This window comes from Flavobacterium macacae (genome assembly GCF_003865365.1).
In the GTDB taxonomy this organism is placed as follows: domain Bacteria; phylum Bacteroidota; class Bacteroidia; order Flavobacteriales; family Flavobacteriaceae; genus Flavobacterium; species Flavobacterium macacae.
This window is the reverse complement of sequence record NZ_RQVR01000007.1, coordinates 150,175-172,194: the sequence shown is the minus strand read 5'-3', so window position 1 is coordinate 172,194 and position 22,020 is coordinate 150,175. Positions and strand designations below refer to the sequence as shown.

20 protein-coding genes are annotated in these 22,020 nt (G+C 35.5%); 4 read left to right on the top strand and 16 right to left on the bottom strand.

Features of this window, described 5'->3' with window-relative positions; genetic code table 11:
• The coding region (locus EG849_RS08020; protein WP_148096058.1) for a choice-of-anchor L domain-containing protein at window positions 1–3,741 on the bottom strand (3,741 nt) is incomplete at its 3' end.
• Between the two features lie 169 nt (window positions 3,742–3,910).
• Here EG849_RS08020 and EG849_RS08015 point away from each other — a divergent pair.
• The 3 genes from EG849_RS08015 to EG849_RS08005 all read left to right on the top strand — a co-directional run bounded on the left by EG849_RS08015 (window position 3,911) and on the right by EG849_RS08005 (window position 8,042).
• Window positions 3,911–4,810, top strand: coding sequence for a NifU family protein (locus EG849_RS08015; protein WP_125012559.1), 900 nt, complete (start codon window positions 3,911–3,913; stop codon window positions 4,808–4,810).
• A 74-nt stretch (window positions 4,811–4,884) separates the two neighbouring features.
• The gene (locus EG849_RS08010) at window positions 4,885–6,900 is read left to right on the top strand and encodes a thioredoxin domain-containing protein (protein WP_125012558.1); all 2,016 of its coding nucleotides are present in this window, start codon (window positions 4,885–4,887) and stop codon (window positions 6,898–6,900) included.
• A 449-nt stretch (window positions 6,901–7,349) separates the two neighbouring features.
• Window positions 7,350–8,042 carry a hypothetical protein gene (locus EG849_RS08005; protein ID WP_125012557.1) on the top strand — a complete coding sequence of 231 codons (693 nt, stop codon included), beginning with the start codon at window positions 7,350–7,352 and terminating at the stop codon, window positions 8,040–8,042.
• On the opposite strand, the gene tsaB is transcribed toward EG849_RS08005, so the two are convergent.
• The 3 genes from tsaB to EG849_RS07990 are packed head-to-tail and all read right to left on the bottom strand — an operon-like array spanning window position 8,037 to window position 11,341.
• Complete coding sequence (tsaB, locus tag EG849_RS08000) at window positions 8,037–8,702, bottom strand: tRNA (adenosine(37)-N6)-threonylcarbamoyltransferase complex dimerization subunit type 1 TsaB (protein ID WP_125012556.1); 666 nt, start codon at window positions 8,700–8,702, stop codon at window positions 8,037–8,039. The two genes, EG849_RS08005 and tsaB, sit on opposite strands and share 6 nt — an antisense overlap.
• Window positions 8,702–10,003, bottom strand: coding sequence for an efflux RND transporter periplasmic adaptor subunit (locus EG849_RS07995; protein ID WP_125012555.1), 1,302 nt, complete (start codon window positions 10,001–10,003; stop codon window positions 8,702–8,704). Before EG849_RS07995 ends, tsaB begins: the two co-directional genes overlap by 1 nt.
• A gap of 3 nt (window positions 10,004–10,006) precedes the next feature.
• A complete protein-coding gene (locus tag EG849_RS07990; protein WP_125012554.1) occupies window positions 10,007–11,341 on the bottom strand; it encodes a TolC family protein in 1,335 nt (444 codons plus the stop codon).
• Window positions 11,342–11,509: 168 nt separating this feature from the next.
• Between EG849_RS07990 and EG849_RS07985 the strand changes: the two genes are divergently transcribed.
• Window positions 11,510–12,907: a DUF4403 family protein gene (locus EG849_RS07985; RefSeq protein ID WP_125012553.1), complete on the top strand. Its 1,398-nt coding sequence runs from the start codon at window positions 11,510–11,512 to the stop codon at window positions 12,905–12,907.
• A gap of 12 nt (window positions 12,908–12,919) precedes the next feature.
• On the opposite strand, the gene EG849_RS07980 is transcribed toward EG849_RS07985, so the two are convergent.
• The 12 genes from EG849_RS07980 to gcvH form a co-directional block, all read right to left on the bottom strand.
• Complete coding sequence (locus tag EG849_RS07980; RefSeq protein WP_233581761.1) at window positions 12,920–13,207, bottom strand: hypothetical protein; 288 nt, start codon at window positions 13,205–13,207, stop codon at window positions 12,920–12,922.
• Window positions 13,208–13,217: 10 nt separating this feature from the next.
• Window positions 13,218–13,766 carry a DUF420 domain-containing protein gene (locus EG849_RS07975; RefSeq protein WP_125012552.1) on the bottom strand — a complete coding sequence of 183 codons (549 nt, stop codon included), beginning with the start codon at window positions 13,764–13,766 and terminating at the stop codon, window positions 13,218–13,220.
• Window position 13,767: 1 nt separating this feature from the next.
• Window positions 13,768–14,493: an SCO family protein gene (locus tag EG849_RS07970; protein ID WP_125012551.1), complete on the bottom strand. Its 726-nt coding sequence runs from the start codon at window positions 14,491–14,493 to the stop codon at window positions 13,768–13,770.
• A gap of 3 nt (window positions 14,494–14,496) precedes the next feature.
• A complete protein-coding gene (locus EG849_RS07965; protein ID WP_125012550.1) occupies window positions 14,497–15,171 on the bottom strand; it encodes a hypothetical protein in 675 nt (224 codons plus the stop codon).
• A 78-nt stretch (window positions 15,172–15,249) separates the two neighbouring features.
• Window positions 15,250–15,600, bottom strand: coding sequence for a cytochrome C oxidase subunit IV family protein (locus EG849_RS07960; protein WP_125012549.1), 351 nt, complete (start codon window positions 15,598–15,600; stop codon window positions 15,250–15,252).
• Between the two features lie 18 nt (window positions 15,601–15,618).
• Window positions 15,619–16,656, bottom strand: a complete 1,038-nt coding sequence (locus tag EG849_RS07955) for a cytochrome c oxidase subunit 3 (protein ID WP_125012548.1) — start codon at window positions 16,654–16,656, stop codon at window positions 15,619–15,621.
• Between the two features lie 43 nt (window positions 16,657–16,699).
• Entirely contained in the window at window positions 16,700–17,284 is a 585-nt protein-coding gene (locus tag EG849_RS07950; protein ID WP_125012547.1) for a cytochrome c oxidase subunit 3, read from the bottom strand.
• The gene (cyoE, locus tag EG849_RS07945) at window positions 17,284–18,198 is read right to left on the bottom strand and encodes a heme o synthase (protein ID WP_125012546.1); all 915 of its coding nucleotides are present in this window, start codon (window positions 18,196–18,198) and stop codon (window positions 17,284–17,286) included. Before cyoE ends, EG849_RS07950 begins: the two co-directional genes overlap by 1 nt.
• Window positions 18,199–18,298: 100 nt before the next feature.
• Window positions 18,299–20,404, bottom strand: a complete 2,106-nt coding sequence (locus EG849_RS07940) for an energy transducer TonB (protein WP_125012545.1) — start codon at window positions 20,402–20,404, stop codon at window positions 18,299–18,301.
• 21 nt (window positions 20,405–20,425) lie between these two features.
• A complete protein-coding gene (gene deoC / locus EG849_RS07935) occupies window positions 20,426–21,169 on the bottom strand; it encodes a deoxyribose-phosphate aldolase (RefSeq protein ID WP_125012544.1) in 744 nt (247 codons plus the stop codon).
• A 45-nt stretch (window positions 21,170–21,214) separates the two neighbouring features.
• On the bottom strand, window positions 21,215–21,511 hold the full coding sequence (locus EG849_RS16065) for a VanZ family protein (protein ID WP_394336487.1): 297 nt from the start codon (window positions 21,509–21,511) through the stop codon (window positions 21,215–21,217).
• 73 nt (window positions 21,512–21,584) lie between these two features.
• On the bottom strand, window positions 21,585–21,965 hold the full coding sequence (gcvH, locus tag EG849_RS07925) for a glycine cleavage system protein GcvH (RefSeq protein ID WP_125012542.1): 381 nt from the start codon (window positions 21,963–21,965) through the stop codon (window positions 21,585–21,587).
• Window positions 21,966–22,020: the final 55 nt, after the last annotated feature.

The window sequence follows — 22,020 nt, the reverse complement described above, 5'->3', positions numbered from 1 at the left end:
AGTACCAAAACCGTCATTGTTCGGGTCGCAGTAAGTAAGCGGCTGCGGATCATTGGCAACTGGTCCCACGATTACCTGAAGCGTAAGCTCAGTAGTGTTAGAACAGCCCGTGTCCTCATTTTCCATTCTCACATGGATGACCTGTCCGTCTTGTCCTAAATAGGCATTTGCAGGGTTGATAGGATTAGTCCCCAAACCGGCATCGGCTGCGCTTTCGTAATAGGTAATCGAGAATCCTGACTGACCGCCAAGAATCTCATTGGTTTTTGTTGTCAGGTTGAAGACAGCCTGAGTATTATTCACCCCGTCGCTACAAGCCGCAAGCGGTGTAGGAGCAACTGGCGAAGGAAGTGGGTTTACGATAAGGTTGAAGGAAGTCGCTGCCGAGCATCCTGTAGCATCGTTTTGTATTCTCACGAAGATTTGCTGTGTTCCTGCAGGCGTGTTAGCGTACGGAACGTTTGGATCAATGGAAGAAACGCCGGTCTGAGCATCGGCAAGCGTAGCGTGGTAGCTAATTGAAATACCAGCCTGACCGCCTGTAGCTTCTGCCGTTTTTGTAGAAAGAAGGAATTCCTCGATCAGGTCGCCCGGAGTTACCGTGTCGCAAAGTTCATAGTTAGAAATTGCATTCGGGACCGGTCTCGGGTTTACCACAAGGACAAGTTCTACAATGGTAGCACAGTCCGTAGCACCTGCATTGGTTACCCTGGCATAAACTGTTTGGGTCCAAGCATTGATGTTCGTGTAGCTTGCGCCTAATGGCAGCACGTTGTTCTGCGCATTGGTAAGCGTCTCGTGGTAAGTAACCACAAGGCCAGCATTACCCGCAGCGATCTCTCCTGTTTTCGATGAAAGTAAGAAAGCAGCGATTCCGTCATTGTTGTCGTCACAAACCTCTAAAGGTAATGGTGTAACGGCTTCTGGGCTTTCAAATATTGAAATTGTAAAACTACTTTGATCGCTGCAATTTGGAACTGTACCGGTTTCAGCGTAAATATAAACTAATTGTGTTGTTGTTATTACATCTCCTGCAAAAAGTGGCGTTCCAGATCCATCGGGAGCTGTAAAATAATTTCCTACTGTTAATTCTGGAAGAACATACTCATTACATCTTACAACATCTAATGGTTCATCCACAACTGGAGTTATATTAATTTCAACTGTAAAACTATCTTCATCAGTACAATTAGGTACTGTTCCTGATTGCGCATATACGTAAATAGTTTGAGAACTTGTAATTGAAGCTCCCGGCTGCAACTGAGTTCCTGAACCATTAGCTCCAGTAAAATAATTCCCAACAGTTACTGCTGGAAGAATATACTCATCGCAGATAACTACATCTGCCATTTCAACCACTTCAGGAGTAGGAATTACAATTAAATTAAAATTTGTAAATCCAACAGCTAAAGGATCATCATTATTTTGAACCCTTACATAAATAGTTTGATTATTCGACCCTAAATAAGCATTTGCCGGACTAATAAAAGGAGTTCCGTTATTTGCATCATCTTGAGTTAGGTGATATGTTACTGTATTTTCTGAAGCAGGCTCTCCGTCTAAAACCAAAGCATCATTTATTGTCAAATCAAAAACAGCTTGTCCATCGTTAGGCAGTTCATCACAAATTGACATATCTGCAGGTTGTGGTGGTGTACAGCTTTCGACAATAAGATCAAAAGAAAAGATTGCGTCACATTGTGTTGACGTAACCAAATCTTCTACTTTAATAATAATTGTCTGGTTACCTGCGCTTAAATAAGCATCAGGATTTCCGATAAGGATAGAGTTATCGAAATCAGCTTGGGAAGCATAATAATAAAACTCATAATTTGCTTGTTCAGCAACCGGAACGTTCGCTAAAATTATCGCTTGATTTTCTCTTAAATTAAAAAGAGGTTGACATTGAATCAAATCAATTGGGTCTTCAACTGGTAGCGGTGGATTGAACTCAATAATGATTGAATCTCGCATTTCACAATCTGTTCCAATATTAGAAGCAATAAGACTGTATTCACCTGCTTCTGAAACAACCAATATTGGACCTGTTTCTCCAGGTATAATAACATCATTATTTCTCCATTCAAATTCATATATTGTTGGATCTAATGCCGAATCTAAAACAGTTGTATCGCCAAAACAAATTGCTTGACCGGTAACAATTGTTAAGTCATCACCGATATTAGCTTGGCCGATATTAAAACTTCCTGCTTCAAGGAAAACTGCAGAATTAAAAGAAGTATCATTTCTATTACCAATCACTAATTTAATATGATAAACAGTGTAAGGTACTACTTCAGAAGAAGCATTCATCACAACAGTTTGCCCTTCAAAGTTAATGGCAGAGATATTTGATCCGCCATTAAATTGTCCAAAATATTCTGGATTAACTGAATTACAAGTAGTATTATTAACATTATCACGAATGGTAATTACCGAAACTGGTGTGGCTGTATTTGGAACTAATGCCAAATTGGTTGTTGTATTCGTTACAGTATTTGTCAAAAAAAACGCAAAAGCATCAGACCAATTACATTGGAAAGTCCCATACTCGTCTGAAGCAAACAAGAAATTGAAACTCATATTATCAGTCAGCGGAGTAAAGTCAAACTCGATTTTAGTAACATTATTATAACTACTTAAAGTAGGATCAAGTCCTAGACTTTGCATATAGCTCAAAAGCTCAGCATCTGACCCTGCTGCACCTGTTGTGCTTGTATTAGTAGCCGGACCAGGAGCAGTTATAGCACTAGCTGTACTAAGCAAAACCCCACTTTTTAAAGGAAAATCACTGTTTTGTCTGTGAAAATATCCAATTCCTGACGTATTTCCTGTTCCAGAAGACCAAGTAATATTTGAAATCAATGCACATTCAGAATCAACCAAAACATCTGTTACTAATTCCGGAACAGTATATTGAGTGGTACTTGTGGAAATAAACTTAGGCCTTGGAGTATCTGTATCGGAACATTGCGGACACCCAGGAACCGGATCTGGAGTGGCACTTACAACAGAAACAACATTTGTTAAATTTCCAAGAAATCCAACAGGAACAGAAACTACAACCGTATACGTTATCACTTGGCCATTTGTTATTGCACTAATAGCATCACTAATAGCACCTGTACCAGAAGTACCCATACTGCTAGACCAAGTCATTGTAGTAATCCCTAGAGGAAGTGGATCATTAACCACTGCATTAACTACATCACTAGGCCCATTATTTGTTATCGTTATAGTATAAGTTGTATTTTCTCCAAGTAAATATTGAGTTTGCCCATTTGTTTTTGTAATAACTAAATCAGCAAGTGGCGCCGGTGTATCAGTATCAATACAAAACTCACATTCGGGTACCGGATCAACACTTGTACTTGTCAAAACAATTTCATAAACCAAATTTTCTTCTTGATCATAATCACTTGGAACAGGTATATTTACCGTATAAGTAACCACACCTTGATTTGCCAAAGTAGCAATTGTGTCATTTAGCCCTCCAGTTCCTGTAGTTCCGTTTGAGCCTGACCACGAAACCGTAGTCATATCAATCCCAACAGGAAGAACATCTGAAACAACAACATTTGTAGCAATTTCTGGCCCATTATTTGTTACCGTCACAGTATAAGTACGGATTTGTCCCGCAGTATAAGTAGCAGAATTGTCTGTATTGACCACCACCAAATTGGCTTGAGAAAATACAGAAGCAGAAATTAATAAAAATAAACAAAGTAATGCTCTTTTCATATGACGTTATTTTATAAAAATCCTTAATTTTACAGATGTTTTTCAGACCTTGCTCACATTTCAATTTGTTAAGCAAAAATGAATGAACTGTTAATTTATCCTTTAAATTTCCAAATATAATATATCACGCAAAACATCTTTGTTAAATTTGCAAAAAAATACAAAATATATGATTAATGTTACAATAAGACCGACTCAGGATCCTACTATATTAAAATTTGAATTGCCTGATTTCATAACTCAAAATGAGAATTTTGAATTTAAAAACATTGATGACGCAAAAGATTCACCTTTAGCGCAAAAGCTATTTTATCTTCCGTTTGTGAAATCAATTTACATTTCGGGAAATTTTATCGCTATTCAACGCTACAACATTGTGGAGTGGGATGACGTAAAAGAAGCAGTTGCCGAGCAGATTGAAACTTTTGTAAACGACGGCGGTACTATTTTGAATATCACCGAAACAAAAGCTCAAAAACAGCCTTTGACCGTTTATGCTGAAAGCACTCCAAATCCTGCTGTTCAAAAATTTGTGGGAAGCAAGATGATGACCAAAACGGCCATCGAATTTAAAAATATTGATGAAGCCGCAGCTTCTCCTTTGGCGCAAGAACTTTTCAAATTTCCTTACGTCAAAGAAATTTTTATTGATGAAAATTATATTTCTATTACAAAGTACGCCGTGAGCGAATGGCAAGACATTACTTATGAATTAAGAAGTTTCATTAAACAATATGTTGAAAATGGTGGAACGGTAATTGACGAAAGTATTGCCGCTTCAAACCCAAAAACGGAAAAACAAAAAATCGAGAATTTTGACAATCTTGACGTTACTTCTCAGCAAATCATCAACATCTTAGAAGAATATGTAAAACCTGCAGTTCAAGCAGACGGAGGAAACATTCTTTTTGATTCTTATGACGAAAGTGAAAAACGCGTAAAAGTTGTTTTGCAAGGTGCTTGCAGCGGTTGTCCTTCTTCCACGTTTACACTAAAAAGTGGTATTGAAAATATGCTAAAAGACATGCTGAACGACGATGACATTAAAGTAGAAGCCATAAACGGATAATACTTCTCATCAAAATCATTAATTTTAAGCGTTCCGTTTTGGAGCGCTTTTTATTTTTAAAACAAGTCGAAATTATGAACGAATTACATAAAGAAACCAGTCCTTATTTATTGCAACACGCCAACAATCCGGTACATTGGAAAGCTTGGAACAGCACTACTTTAGCGATAGCAAAAAATCAAAATCAGTTGATGATTGTTAGCGTAGGTTATTCGGCTTGTCATTGGTGCCACGTCATGGAACACGAGACTTTTGAAGACAATGAAGCGGCTCTTGTGATGAACAAAAATTTCATCAATATAAAAGTGGATCGTGAAGAGCGACCAGATATTGATGCGGTATATATGAAGGCGATTCAAATCATGACGGGTCGTGGTGGCTGGCCAATGAATGTGGTTTGTCTTCCGGATGGACGACCAGTTTGGGGAGGCACTTATTTCAGAAAAAATGAATGGATGGAAACCTTGGAGCAACTTCAAAATCTATTTGAAAACAATCCTGAGAAAATGATTGATTATGCCGAAAAACTAAAAGCAGGCATGGATTCAATCAGTCTTATTCCAGAAAGTCATAATTCATTTGACTTTTCAAACTTGGAAACACTTTTGTCAAAATGGAAAAAAAGTTTTGATCACGAATTTGGAGGATACGAAAGAGCGCCAAAATTTATGATGCCGAACAATTACAAATTTATAATGCGTTATGCCCATCAAGAAAAAGACGATCAACTTCTGGATTTTGTAAATCTTACCTTGACAAAAATGGCTTACGGAGGTCTTTTTGATACTGTTGACGGAGGATTTTCTAGATATTCCGTTGACATGAAATGGCACGTTCCTCATTTTGAAAAAATGCTTTATGACAACGGCCAATTGGTTTCGTTATATGCCGATGCTTATAAATTGACTAAAAATCCGTTGTATAAAGAAGTTATTGAAAAAACCTTACAATTTGTTTCAAATGAATTGACAAATGATTTTGGAGGATTTTATTCTGCTTTAGATGCTGATAGTTTAAATGCCGAAAATCATCTAGAAGAAGGTGCATTTTACACTTGGACAAAACCGGAACTGGAAAATTTAATAACCGAAGATTTTAAATTATTCAGCCAAGTTTTTAATATTAATCAATTTGGTTTTTGGGAAGAAGAACAGAATTATGTTTTGATCCAAAATAAATCTTTAGAAGAAATAGCAAAGGAAAATCAAATAGAAGTTTCTGAATTATCTCAGAAGAAAAAAGATTGGGAACAAATACTTTACATCGAGAGAGAAAAAAGAAGCAAACCAAGACTTGATGACAAATGTTTGACCTCTTGGAATGCCTTAATGATGAAAGGTTACATTGACGCATTTAAAGCTTTAGGAAATCAAAATTACCTGGAAACAGCTTTAAAAAATGCGGACTTTATTATTTCGAATCTATGGACTTCTGATGGAAATCTGCTACACAATTACAAAGACGAAAAAAGCACCATTAATGGTTATTTAGAAGATTATTGCTTTGTAATCGAATCTTTCATTTCTTTATACGAAGTCACTTTTGATAAAAAATGGCTACTTCATTCCAAGCAATTAACGGACTACTGTTTATATCATTTTTATGATTCAAACAATAATTTGTTTTCATTTACCTCTAATTTAGACGAACAATTAATTACAAGACATTTTGAAATTGAGGACAATGTAATTTCAGCTTCAAATTCAGTAATGGCAAATAATCTTTTTAAGTTGCACATTTATTTCGAAAACTCCTATTATGAAGAAATTTCAAAAAGAATGATTGAAAAAATTCTTCCAAATATTGATTATCCTTCAGCTTTTGCAAATTGGCTTGATTTATTTTTGAATTTTTCAGATTTAAATCGAGAACTTGCAATTTGCGGAACCGAGGCTTTAAAAAACGCTTGGGAAATTCAAAAAGAATACTTACCGAACATCATTATTGCAGGTTCTGAATCTCAATCATCGCTTCCTTTTTTAAAAAACAGATATGTTTCTAAAGAAAATTTATTTTATATCTGCCAAAATAGAACTTGTGCTTTGCCCAAAAAATCGCTTTTAAACACAATTTTAAAATTGAAAAATTAGTAAATAATCATTTTTATAATAAAAAAAACACATTAACCGAAGTATTAATAATAAATCTTTAATTCTTGTAAATTTATTTACAGACTAATATTTAAATTGTTTAAAATTTATTATTTTTGAAAACAATAAAAATATACTAAATTTATTACAACATTTGAGTTGCCTTTAAATCACTAGCATCTTTATGTGAAATTTCACATGAATTAGTTATGATTTAATTACTTACACAGAAGAAAACAGATTTTAATTACAAGGTAAAATTGTATCCCAAATTTAACCTTTAAATTAAAATTAAGTTTTTTAAAAAGTTACGAAGCAAAAAATTAACATATTGCGGCATAAATATTGTTATTATATTATATTTATATAGAAAAAGTTCAGAATTTCAAAACTAAAAAATAACGTCATAGTGAAGACAAAATTTATTATAAATTTAAATTAAAATTACAATGAAAAAATTAGTATTTACAATATCATTTGGATTAATTACCATTTTTGCTTCTGCACAAGCCACATTGAGAGTTTCTGACTTGGTGAGCCCAACAAATTCTGATTTATTTAGAAAACATCTAACTGAATCTAAATATTCAAAAGCATCAGGAACTCCTTATATTGATCAAGCTTTTAAACATGCTACAATTTCTGGAGTTCAAAATCAAGTTCTTGTCAGATACAATGCAGAATCTGATGAATTCGAGATTGACAATGGAGATGACACAAAATACATTCTTCCTAAAAAACTAGAGTACAACACTATAACTTTAAAAAACAATGCATCAAGTTATAATCTAGTTAACTATAAAGACTCTAAAGGAAACAACACAGAAGGATATCTTCAAAACAAATTCAGTAATAATGAAGTAACATTTTTTCTTAAAGAAAAAATCAACTACATAGCTGGAAAAGAAGCTAGTAATAGTTACACAAGCGACTCTAACCCTAAGTTAGTAAGAGGAAAAGATGAGTTTTATCTAAAATTAAAAGATAAAGAAATTACAGAATTTCCAAATAGCAAAAAGAAATTAATTGCGATATTTCCGGAAAAGAAAGATCAAATTACCGATTTTCTAAAACAAAATAACCCATCATTTAGCAATGCAAACGGGTTAACAAAAATTGCACAATTCATTTCAACACTATAATTTTTTCTCAACAAGAAAATCTTTCAAATAAAAAGGTTCAAAATAAGCGACATCAACAGTGTCGCTTTTTTTGTGCTTTTCAAATGACAATGCGCTCATTTGTTTTGCAGAAGGATAAATAATTTCCGGATGATATACAAATTGGCCCGAAGGCAAAACCTCTTGGCATTTTAAAGCGCCATCACCAATAAAATGTATGGTTTCAGTAATCTCTGCAAAAGATTCTTGGGTAATAATTTCTGCTTTTGTGTCTCTGATTTTTAACATATCAGAAGAAAAAACAGCACTGTAAACCTCCATTCTTCTGGCATCAATCATTGGAATTACCACACCATTCTCAACAGAAATAGCCGAAGCTAAAACTTCCAAAGTATCCACAGCAATTAATGGAATATTTAAAGCATAACAAAGTCCTTTTGCTGCCGAAACACCAATTCGAAGTCCGGTGTAAGATCCCGGGCCCTGACTTACTGCAATCGCATCCAAATCAGAAAAATCTAAATTTAGTGCTGCCAAAGCTTCTGAAATAAAAACGTGGAGCTTTTCGGCGTGGGAATATCCTTGTTCAGCAATTTCCTTGCAAAGAAGCGTTTCGCCGTCTTTTGCAATACTTACCGAACAGTTTTTTGTAGCCGTCTCAATATTTAAAATGTATGCCATTATTTTTTCGCCTTCGTCTCTTTTTTAGCTTCGTCTGGTTTTACAAAAACCACGTCGCCTGAATTCAAATCTTTAGTGACCGTTGCATAAGGGCCAACAATAACGATGTCGCCTTTTTTCAATCCTGATGAAATTTCAATATTCGTATCATCTTGAATTCCGGTTTTGATTACCCTGATTTTTGCTTTATCACCGTCTTTTACAAAAACGCACTCGAATTTTTTATCCGATTTTGAAACGGGCGCCTGTCCGTCTTCCGCCAAAACAACTGGTTTTACAGTTGCAGAAGTGTCAGATTTTACTACAACTGCACTAATTGGCACAGCCACAACATCTTCTTTTCGTTTTGTAATAATATCCACAGTAGCTGTCATTCCTGGTCGAAACGGAGAATAACTTTCTGGTTTTCCTTCAGTCAAATCAGCATACGATTCTTTGACAATTCTTACTTTAACTTTAAAATTTGTTACTTGATCGGCAGTCAAATCAGCACTTGCAGAATTTGAAATACTGGTTACCGTTCCTCTAAATTCTTTCTTGAGGTAAGCATCCACTTCTACTCTGGCTGAATCCCCAACTGAAATTTTAACGATGTCATTTTCATTGACATCCACTTCCACTTCCATATTATTTAAATTGGCCACGCGAAGCAATTCGGTTCCGGTCATTTGCTGGGTTCCCAAAACACGTTCTCCAAGCTCTACTCCCAAAGAAGAAATAGTTCCGTCAGCTGGCGCGTAGATTGTAGTCCTGCCCAAGTTGTCTTTTGCTTCATTGACTGTTGCTGCAGCGCTTTGTACATTATAATACGCCGACTGTTTTGCAGCTTGGGCTACGGCATAAGTCGAAACGGCTTTGTCCCAGTCTGATCTTGATATAATTCCCTTGTCAAACAATGTTTTGTTTCTATTATAATTGGCTTTTGCTTCTGCAAATTGGGCATCTGCTTGACTTAAACCGGCTTTTGATCCTGACAAACTTGCCACAGACCTATTCAATCCTGAAGTATATAAATCTGGATTTATTCGCACCAAAAGATCGCCCTTTTTCACCACCTGACCTTCTTTAACTGGCAATTCAATAATTTCTCCTGAAACTTCTGATGATATTTTTACTTCAATTTCAGGTTGGATTTTTCCGGTTGCCGAAACGGTTTCCACCACTGTAATTTGATTTACGGTTGCGATTTCCACTTCTTTCCCCACATTTTTATTCCCAAAAACGCCAGACTTTGAAAGGACTAGCAAAAGAACAATGATAACTACTGCAATGATTAATAAAATTACGGTCTTCTTTTTCATAAACTATTGTTTTTGGATAATTGGCATTCCGAAATAAAATTCTAATATTTTTGTTTTAAAGATATAATCATATTTGGCACGAACCTCTTCTGATTGTGCATTTTCATAAGCTATTGAAGATTGGCTGAAATCAAATGAATTTTGCAAGCCGACATCAAATCTTTCTTTAGAAAACTCATAAGAAAACTTTCTGGCTTCTGAAGTTTTTTGAGCTGCTTCGTACAATTTCTTAGAATTCACCACGTCATTATACGCTTTATACACATTGGTCTCTAAATCCAATTCGGCTTGTTTTAAAAGATATTGTGATCTTTCTTGAGAAATTTGGCTTCTTTGCACGCGAGTTCGAGTTGAAAAACCATTTAAAATTGGAACTGATAATTGCAAACCAATTGAAGTACCATCAAAAAGATAAATTTGGTCACTGAACGGAAGGGGCGTACTTTCTGACCATCTTGCATTGTATCCTACAAACCCTGACAATGTTGGTAAATAAGCCGATTTTGCAATCTGAACATCTTTTTTAGCGACTTCCACATCCTGCGCTGCCACTTTAATATCATTCACCGTTTGTTTTGCTTTTACAAAAATACTCTGTGGATTTTCTTCAAGTACCGAAGAAAGTTCGGCGTTAAATTCTTGATCCGCAATATCAAAATTTACATAATCTTCCAAAAGAAGCATCTGACAAAGTGCCACTTTTGAAATCAACAAATTGTTTTGCGCATTGATAATTTGCTGTTCTTGACCGGCATCTGTAGCTCTTAATTCATAGATATCTCCAGCTGGTAAACTTCCGGCATCGATTAATGCCTTGGTTCTGTCCAGATTTTCTTTGGTAATTCTATTTTGGTTTTGTAAAACTCTCAGTTGTTCCTTTAATGATAAAATCTCCAGAAAATTATTCGCTACTGAAAGCATAATATCGTCCTTCATTTTATCTAAACGATAGGTATTTGCAACCTTATTCAGTTTTGTTCTTTGGTAGGTTCTCCAATTCAGCAAACCATTAAATAACGTGACACCCCCATTTGCTTGAGCTGAAAAAGATTTAAAGGTTTCATTATTAAATTGGTTTGTTGCCGGGTTAATATTCGCTCCCGTATTCATGCTGTAATTTGCATTCGCAGAAATTGCTGGTAAAAAATTCCCGACAGCTTCAAGCCTTTCAACATCCGAAGTTTTTAAATCGAGTTGCGATTGCTTGATGGAAATATTGTTTTCTAATGCATATAAAACGCATTCTTCCAAAGTCCATTTTTTAACCTGAGCATTTGAAGAAACGCCTATAAAGAAGACGGCAAGGAAAAATATTTTACTGATGATTTCTTTTTTCATAAATAATTACTCGCAAAAAAGGGTTGGTGATCAATGCAAATTTAGCTTTTTTAAATGGCTTACTAAAAACTATTAGACAGTAAAATCAATAATCTGTTACAGATTATTTTTTTCAAAAGATATTAAAAAATAAAATTACATTTACTTCAAAATTAAATCATTAAAGTTATGAATAAATTTATTGCGAAATACATCCCGTTATTTTCGCTATTTGCAATTTTCGGATGTTCTACCACTACCCAAATTGCCGCATTGAAACCCGAACCAGATGACGCCTCACCCCTAGTTTACGAAAACTCCACCTCTTTCATAAGCCTTCCGATAAAAATCAAGTTAAAAGATATTGAAAACCAAACCAATAAACTTTTGAACGGCCTGATTTATGAAGACAACAATATCGAAGATGATGATATCCAGATGAAAGTTTGGAAATTAGGAGCTATAAAAATTTCAAACGAAAAAGGAAAAATCAAAACGGTTTTGCCACTGAAGATTACTGTAAACTACAGATACGGAATCAACAAAATGGGAATTCAACTATACGACACTCGTGAAATAAACATGAACGGAGTTGTAACTTTAAGCAGCAGCGTTGGCTTGACGAACTGGAAAATGAACACGGACACCATGCTCCAATCTCTAGAATGGAACGAAAGCCCGACGATAAATATTGCAGGAAAAAGTGTAGCGATAACGTATCTAATCAATCCTGCGGTTCGAATTTTTAAATCAAAAATCGAGAACAATCTTGACGAAGCCATTAAAAAATCAATGGATTTTAAACCGAATGTTTTAGACGCTTTAGAAAAGATCTGCACGCCTTTTCAGATGAGCGAAACCTATGATTCTTGGTTGCGAATTGTTCCGATAGAATTATATACTACAGAAGCAAAATTACAAAAGGAAGCGATATCTCTTGACATGGGATTGAAATGCAATATGGAAACCGTGGTGGGCCAACAGCCAAAAAACAAATTAGACCGAGATAAAATTGTTCTGAAACCGGTTTCAAAAATGCCCGATAAAATATCAGCAAATATCGCCGCCGTTTCCACGTATCAAGACGCTTCGAGAATCATGACAAAAAACTTCCAGGGACAAGAATTTGGATCGGGAAGCAAAAAAGTCAAAGTCCAAAAAGTAGCGATCTGGCAGAAAAACAACAAGATGATTATAGCTTTGGATTTATTAGGAAGCTTAAACGGAACCATTTACCTTTCAGGCTTTCCGCAATATAATGATACCACCAAAGAAATTTATTTTGACCAATTGGATTATGTTTTAGACACGAAAAGCCGATTGATTAAAACAGCCAATTGGTTGGCTTCAGGCGTTGTTTTAAAGAAAATGCAAGATGCTTGCCGTTATTCCATCCAGCCCAATCTTGACGAAGGCAAAAAGAATATGCTGACGTATTTGAAAAATTATTCACCGATGCCGGGCGTTTTTGTCAACGGAAACATTGATGATATTCAATTCAAGAAGATTCAATTGACCAACAAAGCAATCATTGCTTTTATCACGGTTAACGGAAAAGTAGATGTTAGCATCGACGGATTAAAATAAAAAAAGCCTGAATTAATTTTCAGGCTTTTTTTTTATTTTTGATCTCATTCTATAAATGGCAAAGCACAAAACCCCTACTAAGATGTATGGAAATACCATTAAATATATAATTCCGTCGTTGACCGCTTCACCGCTGACACCGCCTTCTTGCGTTTCTAAAGCCGCACGGCACATGGCACATTGCGCCTTTGTGTTTACCGAATAAAACAAAGACAACAGAAGAAAGAAAAAAGACAGTTTCTTTAATCCAAATTTCTTCAAACTCTTACATTCTAAATTTTTATCAATTGCACTTTGCATATTTTCTTTATTAATGTACATAATAGGGAGAAATCATCAGATAGACAATAACGCCGGTAACGGCAACATACACCCACATTGGATAAGTTATCCTGGCTAATTTTTTATGTTTGTCAAAACGTTCTGCCAAGGCACGAACATACGTTATTAAAACGAAAGGAATGATAATAATTGACAATAAAATATGCGTCAATAATATGAAAAAGTAAACATAACGAATAAAACCTTCACCGCCAAAAGAAGTACTGTCAGCGGTCATGTGATACGCCACATACATTCCTAAAAAGGCAACCGAACAGCCAATTGCTGTTTTCATTAAATTTTCATGAAGCTTTCTCTTTCCGTTTTTTATGGCCCATACTGCCGTTATTAAAAGCACGGCCGTAATTCCGTTGATTGTGGCATAAATTGGAGGCAAAAAAGAAAGCGGATCAACATCAAAACCAAAATCTTTTAGTTTAACTCCGAATAAAATCGCTACTACAACCGGTATTGCAACAGATAAAATAATGATCCATTTTCTATACTTTAATTCCGTAGCATTCAAATTACTTTCCATATTATTCTTCTAATAAAATTGCGATATCTTCTTTAATCATGAAAATTCCAGGTTTGTATTTTCCTTGCAGGTCATCTTCAAAACCTTCTTTGTCATTATAATTTAATCCGGTATAAAAAATCAGCGGGTTGCCATTTTTGTCTTTTCGGCTTCTGATTTTTCCGGTTTTATCCACCAAGGCAAAATATCCAGAATGCTCAAAACCGGCATCGCCTTCTTTGGCACTTTCACCCGCATAAATATTAAAACCTTTGTTTGCCAAATCATAAATATACTTTTGGTCACCCGTTAAAAAGTGCCAATTTGGAGCAGTAACACCCAATTGTTTGGCATGCTCTTTTAAAACCTCGGGCGTATCTGTTTTTGGATTTATAGTAAAAGAAGCTATTCCAAAATTATCCCTTTTCCCAAATTCCTCTTCAATCAAAAGCATGTTTTGGTTCATGACAGGACAGATCGTAGGACACGTCGAGAAGAAAAATTCCACAACATACACCTTTCCTAAATAATCTTTATTGGTAATTGTTTTTCCGTTGTGGTCTGTTAAAGAAAATTCAGGTGCATTTCCGATGACCAATAATTTTTCAAATTTTTCTTTCTGTGGAACACTCATTCGGTCATTCACTGTCACGGTTCCGTCTTTTAGCCTATCAATAATCTTAGGTACGAAAATGATCCCGAAAACTAAAATTATAAATGAAATTCCAATGTATGATTTATTTTTCATCGCTTAAATTTTTCTTTTCATTCTTGAATCGTTATTGTTCTTTTTCAGCGCCGCACGGTATTCATATAAAATAACTTTCACGTCATCACTCATGTCATTGTGCAGATCTGCAGCTGAAATGGTATTATAACCTTCTTTATATTCTTCTTTGCCTTCTAAATTCTTCCCTTTTCTACCGCGAAGATTTCTGGCTTTGTCCACAATATAGACATTTGACGTTCCAAAATCTTTATCCAATCCGCCAACAAGATTTAGTTTAGAATAATAATTAGTTATTTCTTCAGGAGAAGCAAAAACAAATATCCATTTTGACATGTCTTTTCCGTGAGCAAGCGGCTTTAGTGTCTCAAGCAGTTCTGCAACTTCAGATTCAGAACCCTTCGGAGAAACCATTACAAATTGAAAATCTTTAAAATCTTTATTCTTATTGTAAATTTTTTGATTTAAGTTGAAAAAATTTCCTTCGTTGTAAATAATTTTGCTCCCTGTAAAACCCAAAATAGTGATTTTATTATCAAGAGAAACAGTCTTTCCATCCGCAGTTTTGAATTCAGTTATATCAGGTATTTTCTCAGTAATTGTTGGAAGTTTGGCAAAGCTGTTGATTCCCGAAGCAAAGAAAAGATACGCAACGATCGGGAGAATGAACAGCGCAAAAAGAATAAAATATTTTTTCATTTTGATATAAAAATTATTGCAGTGCAAAAATAAAAAAAGACGGTGTAATACCGTCTTCTTTTGTGATTTAATATGCTGTTAAAAATTCCATTTTATCTGAGAACTTTTAAACACATCAAAAATATAATTACCTTCAACTAGTAAGATGAACACTAAATAGATAATTAAAAAAACCAACGGGGCAACAATGCTCCATCTTAAATTGCTTTTTTCTCCTTCAAGGTGCATGAATGCCCAAACAATCAAATAAGCTTTATAAACTGTCAATATAATGAAAAGCCAGTTCAGCAAGTTCATTTGAAGAAATAATGTATCGTGCAAGATTGCTGGCTTGAAGATACCAAATGCTACTTCAACAATTGTTACCGCAGAAAGTAATGCGAAAACATACCAAATTCTTTTTGTATTAGAAACGTGTTCGTGTGCCATAATAATAAGTCTTTTCGATTAAACTAAATAGAAGAATGTAAATACAAATACCCAAACTAAATCGACAAAGTGCCAGTACAGACCTACTTTTTCGACCATTTCGTAGTTTCTTCTTTTTTCATAAGTTCCAAGAACAACGTTTAAGAAAATTATAATATTGATTAAAACTCCTGTAAATACGTGGAACCCGTGAAAACCTGTGATGAAGAAGAAGAAGTTTGCGAATAATTTTGGACCATATTCGTTTCTAATTAAATTAGCTCCTTCAACCACATAATGCACATCAGCCAATCTTTTCAAAGATTCTTCTCTTGTAAGAACCGTTTTATGCTTAAGTGGTGATTTGTTTAATTCTGGGTGTAATTTCGGGTCTTTTAAAGTTGCTTCATTGGCATGATAGATCGTCTCCGTTCTTACCACCAAATTTGGATTCGCTTTAAAACCTTCAAGAACTTGATTCACAGAATACGTTGGCAACGTGCTTTCGCTAGAAAACCAAAAACCCTTGTCTCTTGTTAATTGCTGTCTTTCTTCAGTAGTTGTTGCCGCAAAATCCGCAAGTTTAACCCTCTTTCCTGTTGTTGCATCCACAAATTGAAGAATACTTCCTCCTTTTGTTTCTACAGCACCATATTCACCTTTGATGAAATTCTTCCATTCCCAAGCTTGAGAACCTAAGAAGATTCCTCCTCCGATGATGGTCAAAAACATATAAATTGCAACTTTCTGCTTTTTCATGTGGTGCCCAGCGTCTACAGCCAAAACCATTGTAACAGAAGAAAAAATCAAAATAAATGTCATCAATGCCACATAGTACATTGGTGCATCAACTCCGTGCATAAACGGAAAGTGGTTAAAAACCTCATCAGCCAAAGGCCAAGTCTCAATAAATTTATATCTTGAAAAGCCATAAGCCGCAAGAAAACCCGAGAATGTCAAGGCATCAGAGACGATGAAAAACCACATCATCATTTTACCATAATTAATTCCCATTGGCTCATTGCCTCCGGCCCAAGTTTTGCCTTCACTATTCGCAGTAGTAACAGTCGCTCCCATAAAAGTTGTTAGTTAAAAAGTTCCCAAATTTACCGTTTTTTTCTTAGTTAAAGAAATATAAAAACAAAAACAAATACAGCCACAAGAAATCAAGAAAGTGCCAAAACATCGCACCCAGCTCTATCCCAAGGGTTTGACCCGAATTGTATTTTTGTTTAAAATGATTATAAATTATAATTAAAAGCGATACCAAGCCTCCAAACAAGTGAGCAAAGTGCAAAAGCACTACTGCAAAAATGAATGAACTGGTCACCGTACTCGTCGGACCCGTTGGATAAAGACCTGCTTCAATCAACTGATAAAACCCTTTATATTGTAAAAATACAAATAATAAACCAAGTCCCAAAGTAACCAACAAAAGAGTTGTTACCAAACTTCTTTGGTCTTTTTGAATTGCTTTTTTTGCCAAATGAAAGGTAAGACTGCTCAACAGCATCACACCAGTACTAGCCCAAAAAGCCGCCGGCAGATCAAAATCATTAAGCCAATCTGGTCGAGAAGCGCTGATCACGTACGCACTTGTCAAACCTGCAAACATCATAATCATGCTGATCATTGCAAACCAAAGAATCAGCTTATAAGAACGCGCTGTTCTTTCCTTATGCTCTTGAACCGTCATTGTTGCCATTATCGTAAAAATTTATCTGCGATGTAAATAATTTGTAGTAAAGTAATATAAGAAACACTAACTAGCATCAACGTTCGCGCTGCTTTTGCATCTCTTGATTTGTATAATTTCATTCCGTAATAAAGCATCCAGATTCCCAATAAGAAAACCGCAACTGCAGCATACGGAGTGATAAATAATTTTCCGGTAAAACCTAATGAAGGCAATAAAGACGCAACAATCAACCAAATGGTGTACAACAAAATTTGCGTAGCAGTTGATTTATCTTTTTTCCCCGTAGGCAACATAAAGAAACCTGCTTTTTCATAATCTTCGTATAAAAACCAGCCGATTGCCCAAAAATGCGGAAACTGCCAAAAGAACTGAATCATGAACAATGTCCCTGCTTCGATCCCAAAATTATCTGTTGCAGCAACCCAACCCAACATAAAAGGAATGGCTCCTGGAAACGCCCCAACAAAAACAGACAAAGGCGTTTTTGTTTTAAGCGGTGTGTAAATACTGGTATATAAAAAGATAGAAATTGCGCCAAACATTGCCGTTTTTGGATTGATGCTATACAAAATAGCAAGACCAATAATTGTCAACGCACCTGCAACTATAAAAGCGGTGTTCACAGACATTCTTCCCGAAGGAACTGGACGATTTTTAGTTCGGTCCATTAAAACATCCAAGTCTTTTTCAATAATTTGATTGAACGCGTTTGACGCGCCAACCATACAATATCCACCAATGCAAAGCATGATTAAAACGCTCCATTGAAATGGGTGCTCTGCATCAAAACCAAGAAGATAACCGGCGATAGAAGAAAAAACAACGCTAACCGCCAATCTCGCTTTGGTGATTTCTGTAAAATCAATATACAAGGATTTTAAGGAAAAGTTATTTGTTGTAGTATTCAATGCTGTTCTCATTTGGATTTTGAAATCTGGCGCAAAGATACTCCATCATAAAGTAATTCACAAAAAAGTATTCACAAAAAAAGCTCAATTTAAAAACCATAGGGCTTTTTTTCTAATAATCCATATACCAATTGAAAATATCAGCTCTAAAACCAAGCGATAACCAAGTGGTATTTTGCTTAAAATCTTTTGCTGTTGCAACCGTCGGATCAAAGTTTCTGTAAATCAAACTTCCGAACAATTTTAAATTTGTTGCCGGATTCACCAAATAACCTGCTTGCAAATCTGCAATTAAAATTGTCGTTTTATTTCCTTGTCCCGGTGTCACGCCCGTATCAAAAGGTCGATCAATATCATAATCTTTGTAAATATTTCCACCATAATTAAATGAATTTTCAGCAGTATCAAAATCCAAACCTCTTTGTCCGTAAGTTAGTTTCGCATCTGCAAACCATCTTCCTTTGAAATATCGGGCAATTGCAATAAATTCTTTGAAATTTCCTCCCCACTGATGCCCCATGCTTTGGTTGGAATGGGCATAATTCGTCAACGGATTGCTGTGTGAATACACATAGGGGCGAACGTGATTGTACTCTACTTGAAGCAAAAGGTTGTCAATATTAAAAGCATCAAAATATTTAGCTCCGAGTTGGTACCCAAATTTATTCTTCCAGCTATTTTCTCCGCCACTCATATCTCCTACAGAAAACTCATCCACAATCAATTGCCCGTAACCCTGAACCTGATTGGTGAATTTATATTTTGAAGTCAATCCCAAAATTGCATTTCCTGATTTTGAAGAAGACGAAAACTCCACAGCGCGATAAAAAATAATCGGATTTATGAAACTGGCATCAAAACCCCTGTCATTTTGATTGGACCAAACCACCGATTCAAACAAGCCGATATTCCACCTTTTGGTTACGTTGTAACTCAAGTAATGATTTGCCATAAATTTTGTGGCATACGTTCCGTCAACAGTAACATCTGGACGAACGTCTTTCAGCCACATGTAGGTATTTGTATATTTTATTTTCCAAAAATTGGTATTGATTTTAAAGAAAGGATACGGACTTACCCCATCGCCTTCTAACAAAGAACGATATCCGTCGCCAATAAAATTTCTTCCGTAACCCAATTGCAAATTGATAAATTTACTTGGCGTGTACGTTATATTTGCTTCCGCTAAAGGAAAATCATAAGCATCTTCCTTAAATCTTTTTGAAATACCGATACCCGGAATTATCGCAGGATTTCCACCCGAAGGCGCCAAAGTTTCAATATAATCATTGTAATAACCTGCAAATCTTCCTTGGCTTTCAAAAATGGTAGTGGTAAAACTCAACTCTTTTCCGATTTCACCCTGGACTTGGATTCCACGTGTATTTACAAAAGTACTCGCATCTAAATCACTGCTTTTCCCTGCTCTTAAATCAAAAATCGGGTTGACCGTAAACCAATAGCCGTCACCTTGGATTTGAACAAAATTTTCATTCCACAGCTTTCTTCCGGCATATGACTTCTTCTCTTTCATCAAAAGTTGGTTGGCTTCTTCTAAATCATAATATTTTGAAACTTCTGCATAAGAATACGGTTTTGAAGCCGTGTGATTATTTGCCCCAACTTGATTCAAAGCACGATCAAATTGTGCATACATGCTATGCGAAAACGGGATATTCAAGTTGCTTTTTAACTGCGGATTATTGAATTTTTGATAAATGATACTGTCAAATTCTGTCAATTCTTTTTTTCTGTCCCTAAAAACAGAATTTGTCTTTTCTGCTATCGGATTTGCATTTATCGAATCTTGCTTCACCAGAGGAATCGCAATTTTAATCGTATATTTTGCATAAGTAGGATTTCCGTTGTAAGTCGCCGGTTTCACTTTTGGAATTGAAGCAAAAACACGCTTGCTTTCATCTACCAAAGAAGTTTCAATAGCATCCACATATTGCACTTTAAAAGCGCCGACGGTATCCACTTCAAAAAGGACTATGACATTTCCCTGATAGTTTTTTGCCGTAATTTCTTGGGGCACTTTAAAATTATCAAAAACAAAATCTTGCAGTTGGTTATAAAAACAAGCTTCCAGATTTTTAGACAGCAAACCTTCACAAGCTGAAAAAACAGGAAACTGTTCCCTGTCACCAATTGTGGTTTGGGCCTGAAAAGTAAAAATGCTTATGAGCAAAAATGCAACCGTCAGTAAATTTTTCATTGGCAAAATATACAGGAAATTTTAATAATCACTTTTTGAAATCTCTCCGTTTGCAATGGCTTTTGCAGACGAAGTCCCGATTCTTTTTACGCCAAGACGAATCATTTCTTGTGCTTCTTCAAAAGTCCGCACGCCACCAGCCGCTTTTACCGGAAGTGGCGATGCGTTTTCAAGCATCATTATAATCGTGGGAACGGTGGCTCCGTTTGGCAAATCATTTTCGGTCTTATAAAATCCGGTAGAAGATTTTACAAAAACGGCAGGAATATGGTCTTCAGAAAAATTTGAAATGACCACATTTTTCACCAAACATGAAAGATGCATGATTTGCTGGCTGTTTAAAGCCGCCACTTCAATAATCCATTTTACTGTTTTGTGGCTAGATATCCCCAATTTTGACCCTTGCAGAATTTCTTCTTTCACAAAATCAATTTGCCCTTTTTTAAAAGCTTCATAATTGCAGACAAAATCCAGTTCATCGGCACCGTCTTCGATGGCTTTTTTAGCTTCTTCTAATTTTTGTTCCAGCGAATAGTTTCCTTCGGGAAAACCGATAACGGTTCCGACCAAAACTTTTGACTTGGCATCAGAAATCATTTTTGAAGCTAAAGAAACCCTATCAGGGCGAATCATGATCAGCTTAAATTTTTCGTCAATGGCTTCTTGAATAAAACCCCTGGCTACTTTTTCATTTTCTGAATCACTCAATCCGGCCTGTTCAGGTGTTTTGAGATAGGTTGAATCTAAGTATTGTTTGATATCCATGTGATAAAAATAAAAAAATCCCACCGAAGCGGGATGTTTTTCAGATTATTTTTTAACTCTTCTATTGAAAAATGACATTATGATTAATCCAATTGTGGCTCCTATTGTGTTTGCAATGGCATCATTTATATCTGCCTGCCTATTTTCTGTGAAAGTTGACTGGCAAAATTCAATAAATATCCCGAAGGAAACCGAAAGCAAAAACACAACCAAAAAGAGCTTTTTTGTATTTTCAATTTTATTTCTAAGATATAAAAACCAAAGAATTGAAAATATGCCATAAAAGGCTAAATGCGCAAATTTATCTATATTCTCAACGTTTGCCGCTGGAACTGTTGACATATCAACCAGGCAAGCTATTGTGATGGAAATCGTCCAGAAAAGCGCTAACGCAAGAAATAGAATTATTTTTTTATTACGCTCCAATTAGACTTTTGTAAGCTTCGCTATCTAATAACGCATCAAAGTCAGCAACGTTTGCTACTTTCACTTTCACCATCCATCCGTCTCCATAAGGATCAGAGTTTACTTTTTCTGGAGTTGTCTCAAGAGATTCATTGAATTCAACGATTTCTCCAGCCAAAGGCAAGAACAAATCAGAAACCGTTTTCACCGCTTCCACCGTTCCGAAAACCTCATCTTGCTCAAGAGTCTGGTCAAGAGTCTCTACTTCTACGTAAACGATATCTCCTAATTCTTTTTGGGCAAAATCTGTAATTCCTACAGTTGCGATATCTCCTTCTAAACTAATCCACTCGTGGTCTTTAGTATACTTTAAATTTGCTGGTATATTCATTGTTTGTTGTTTTGGGCAAATGTATTATTAACTTCTATGATTTTAAAATGTTTTC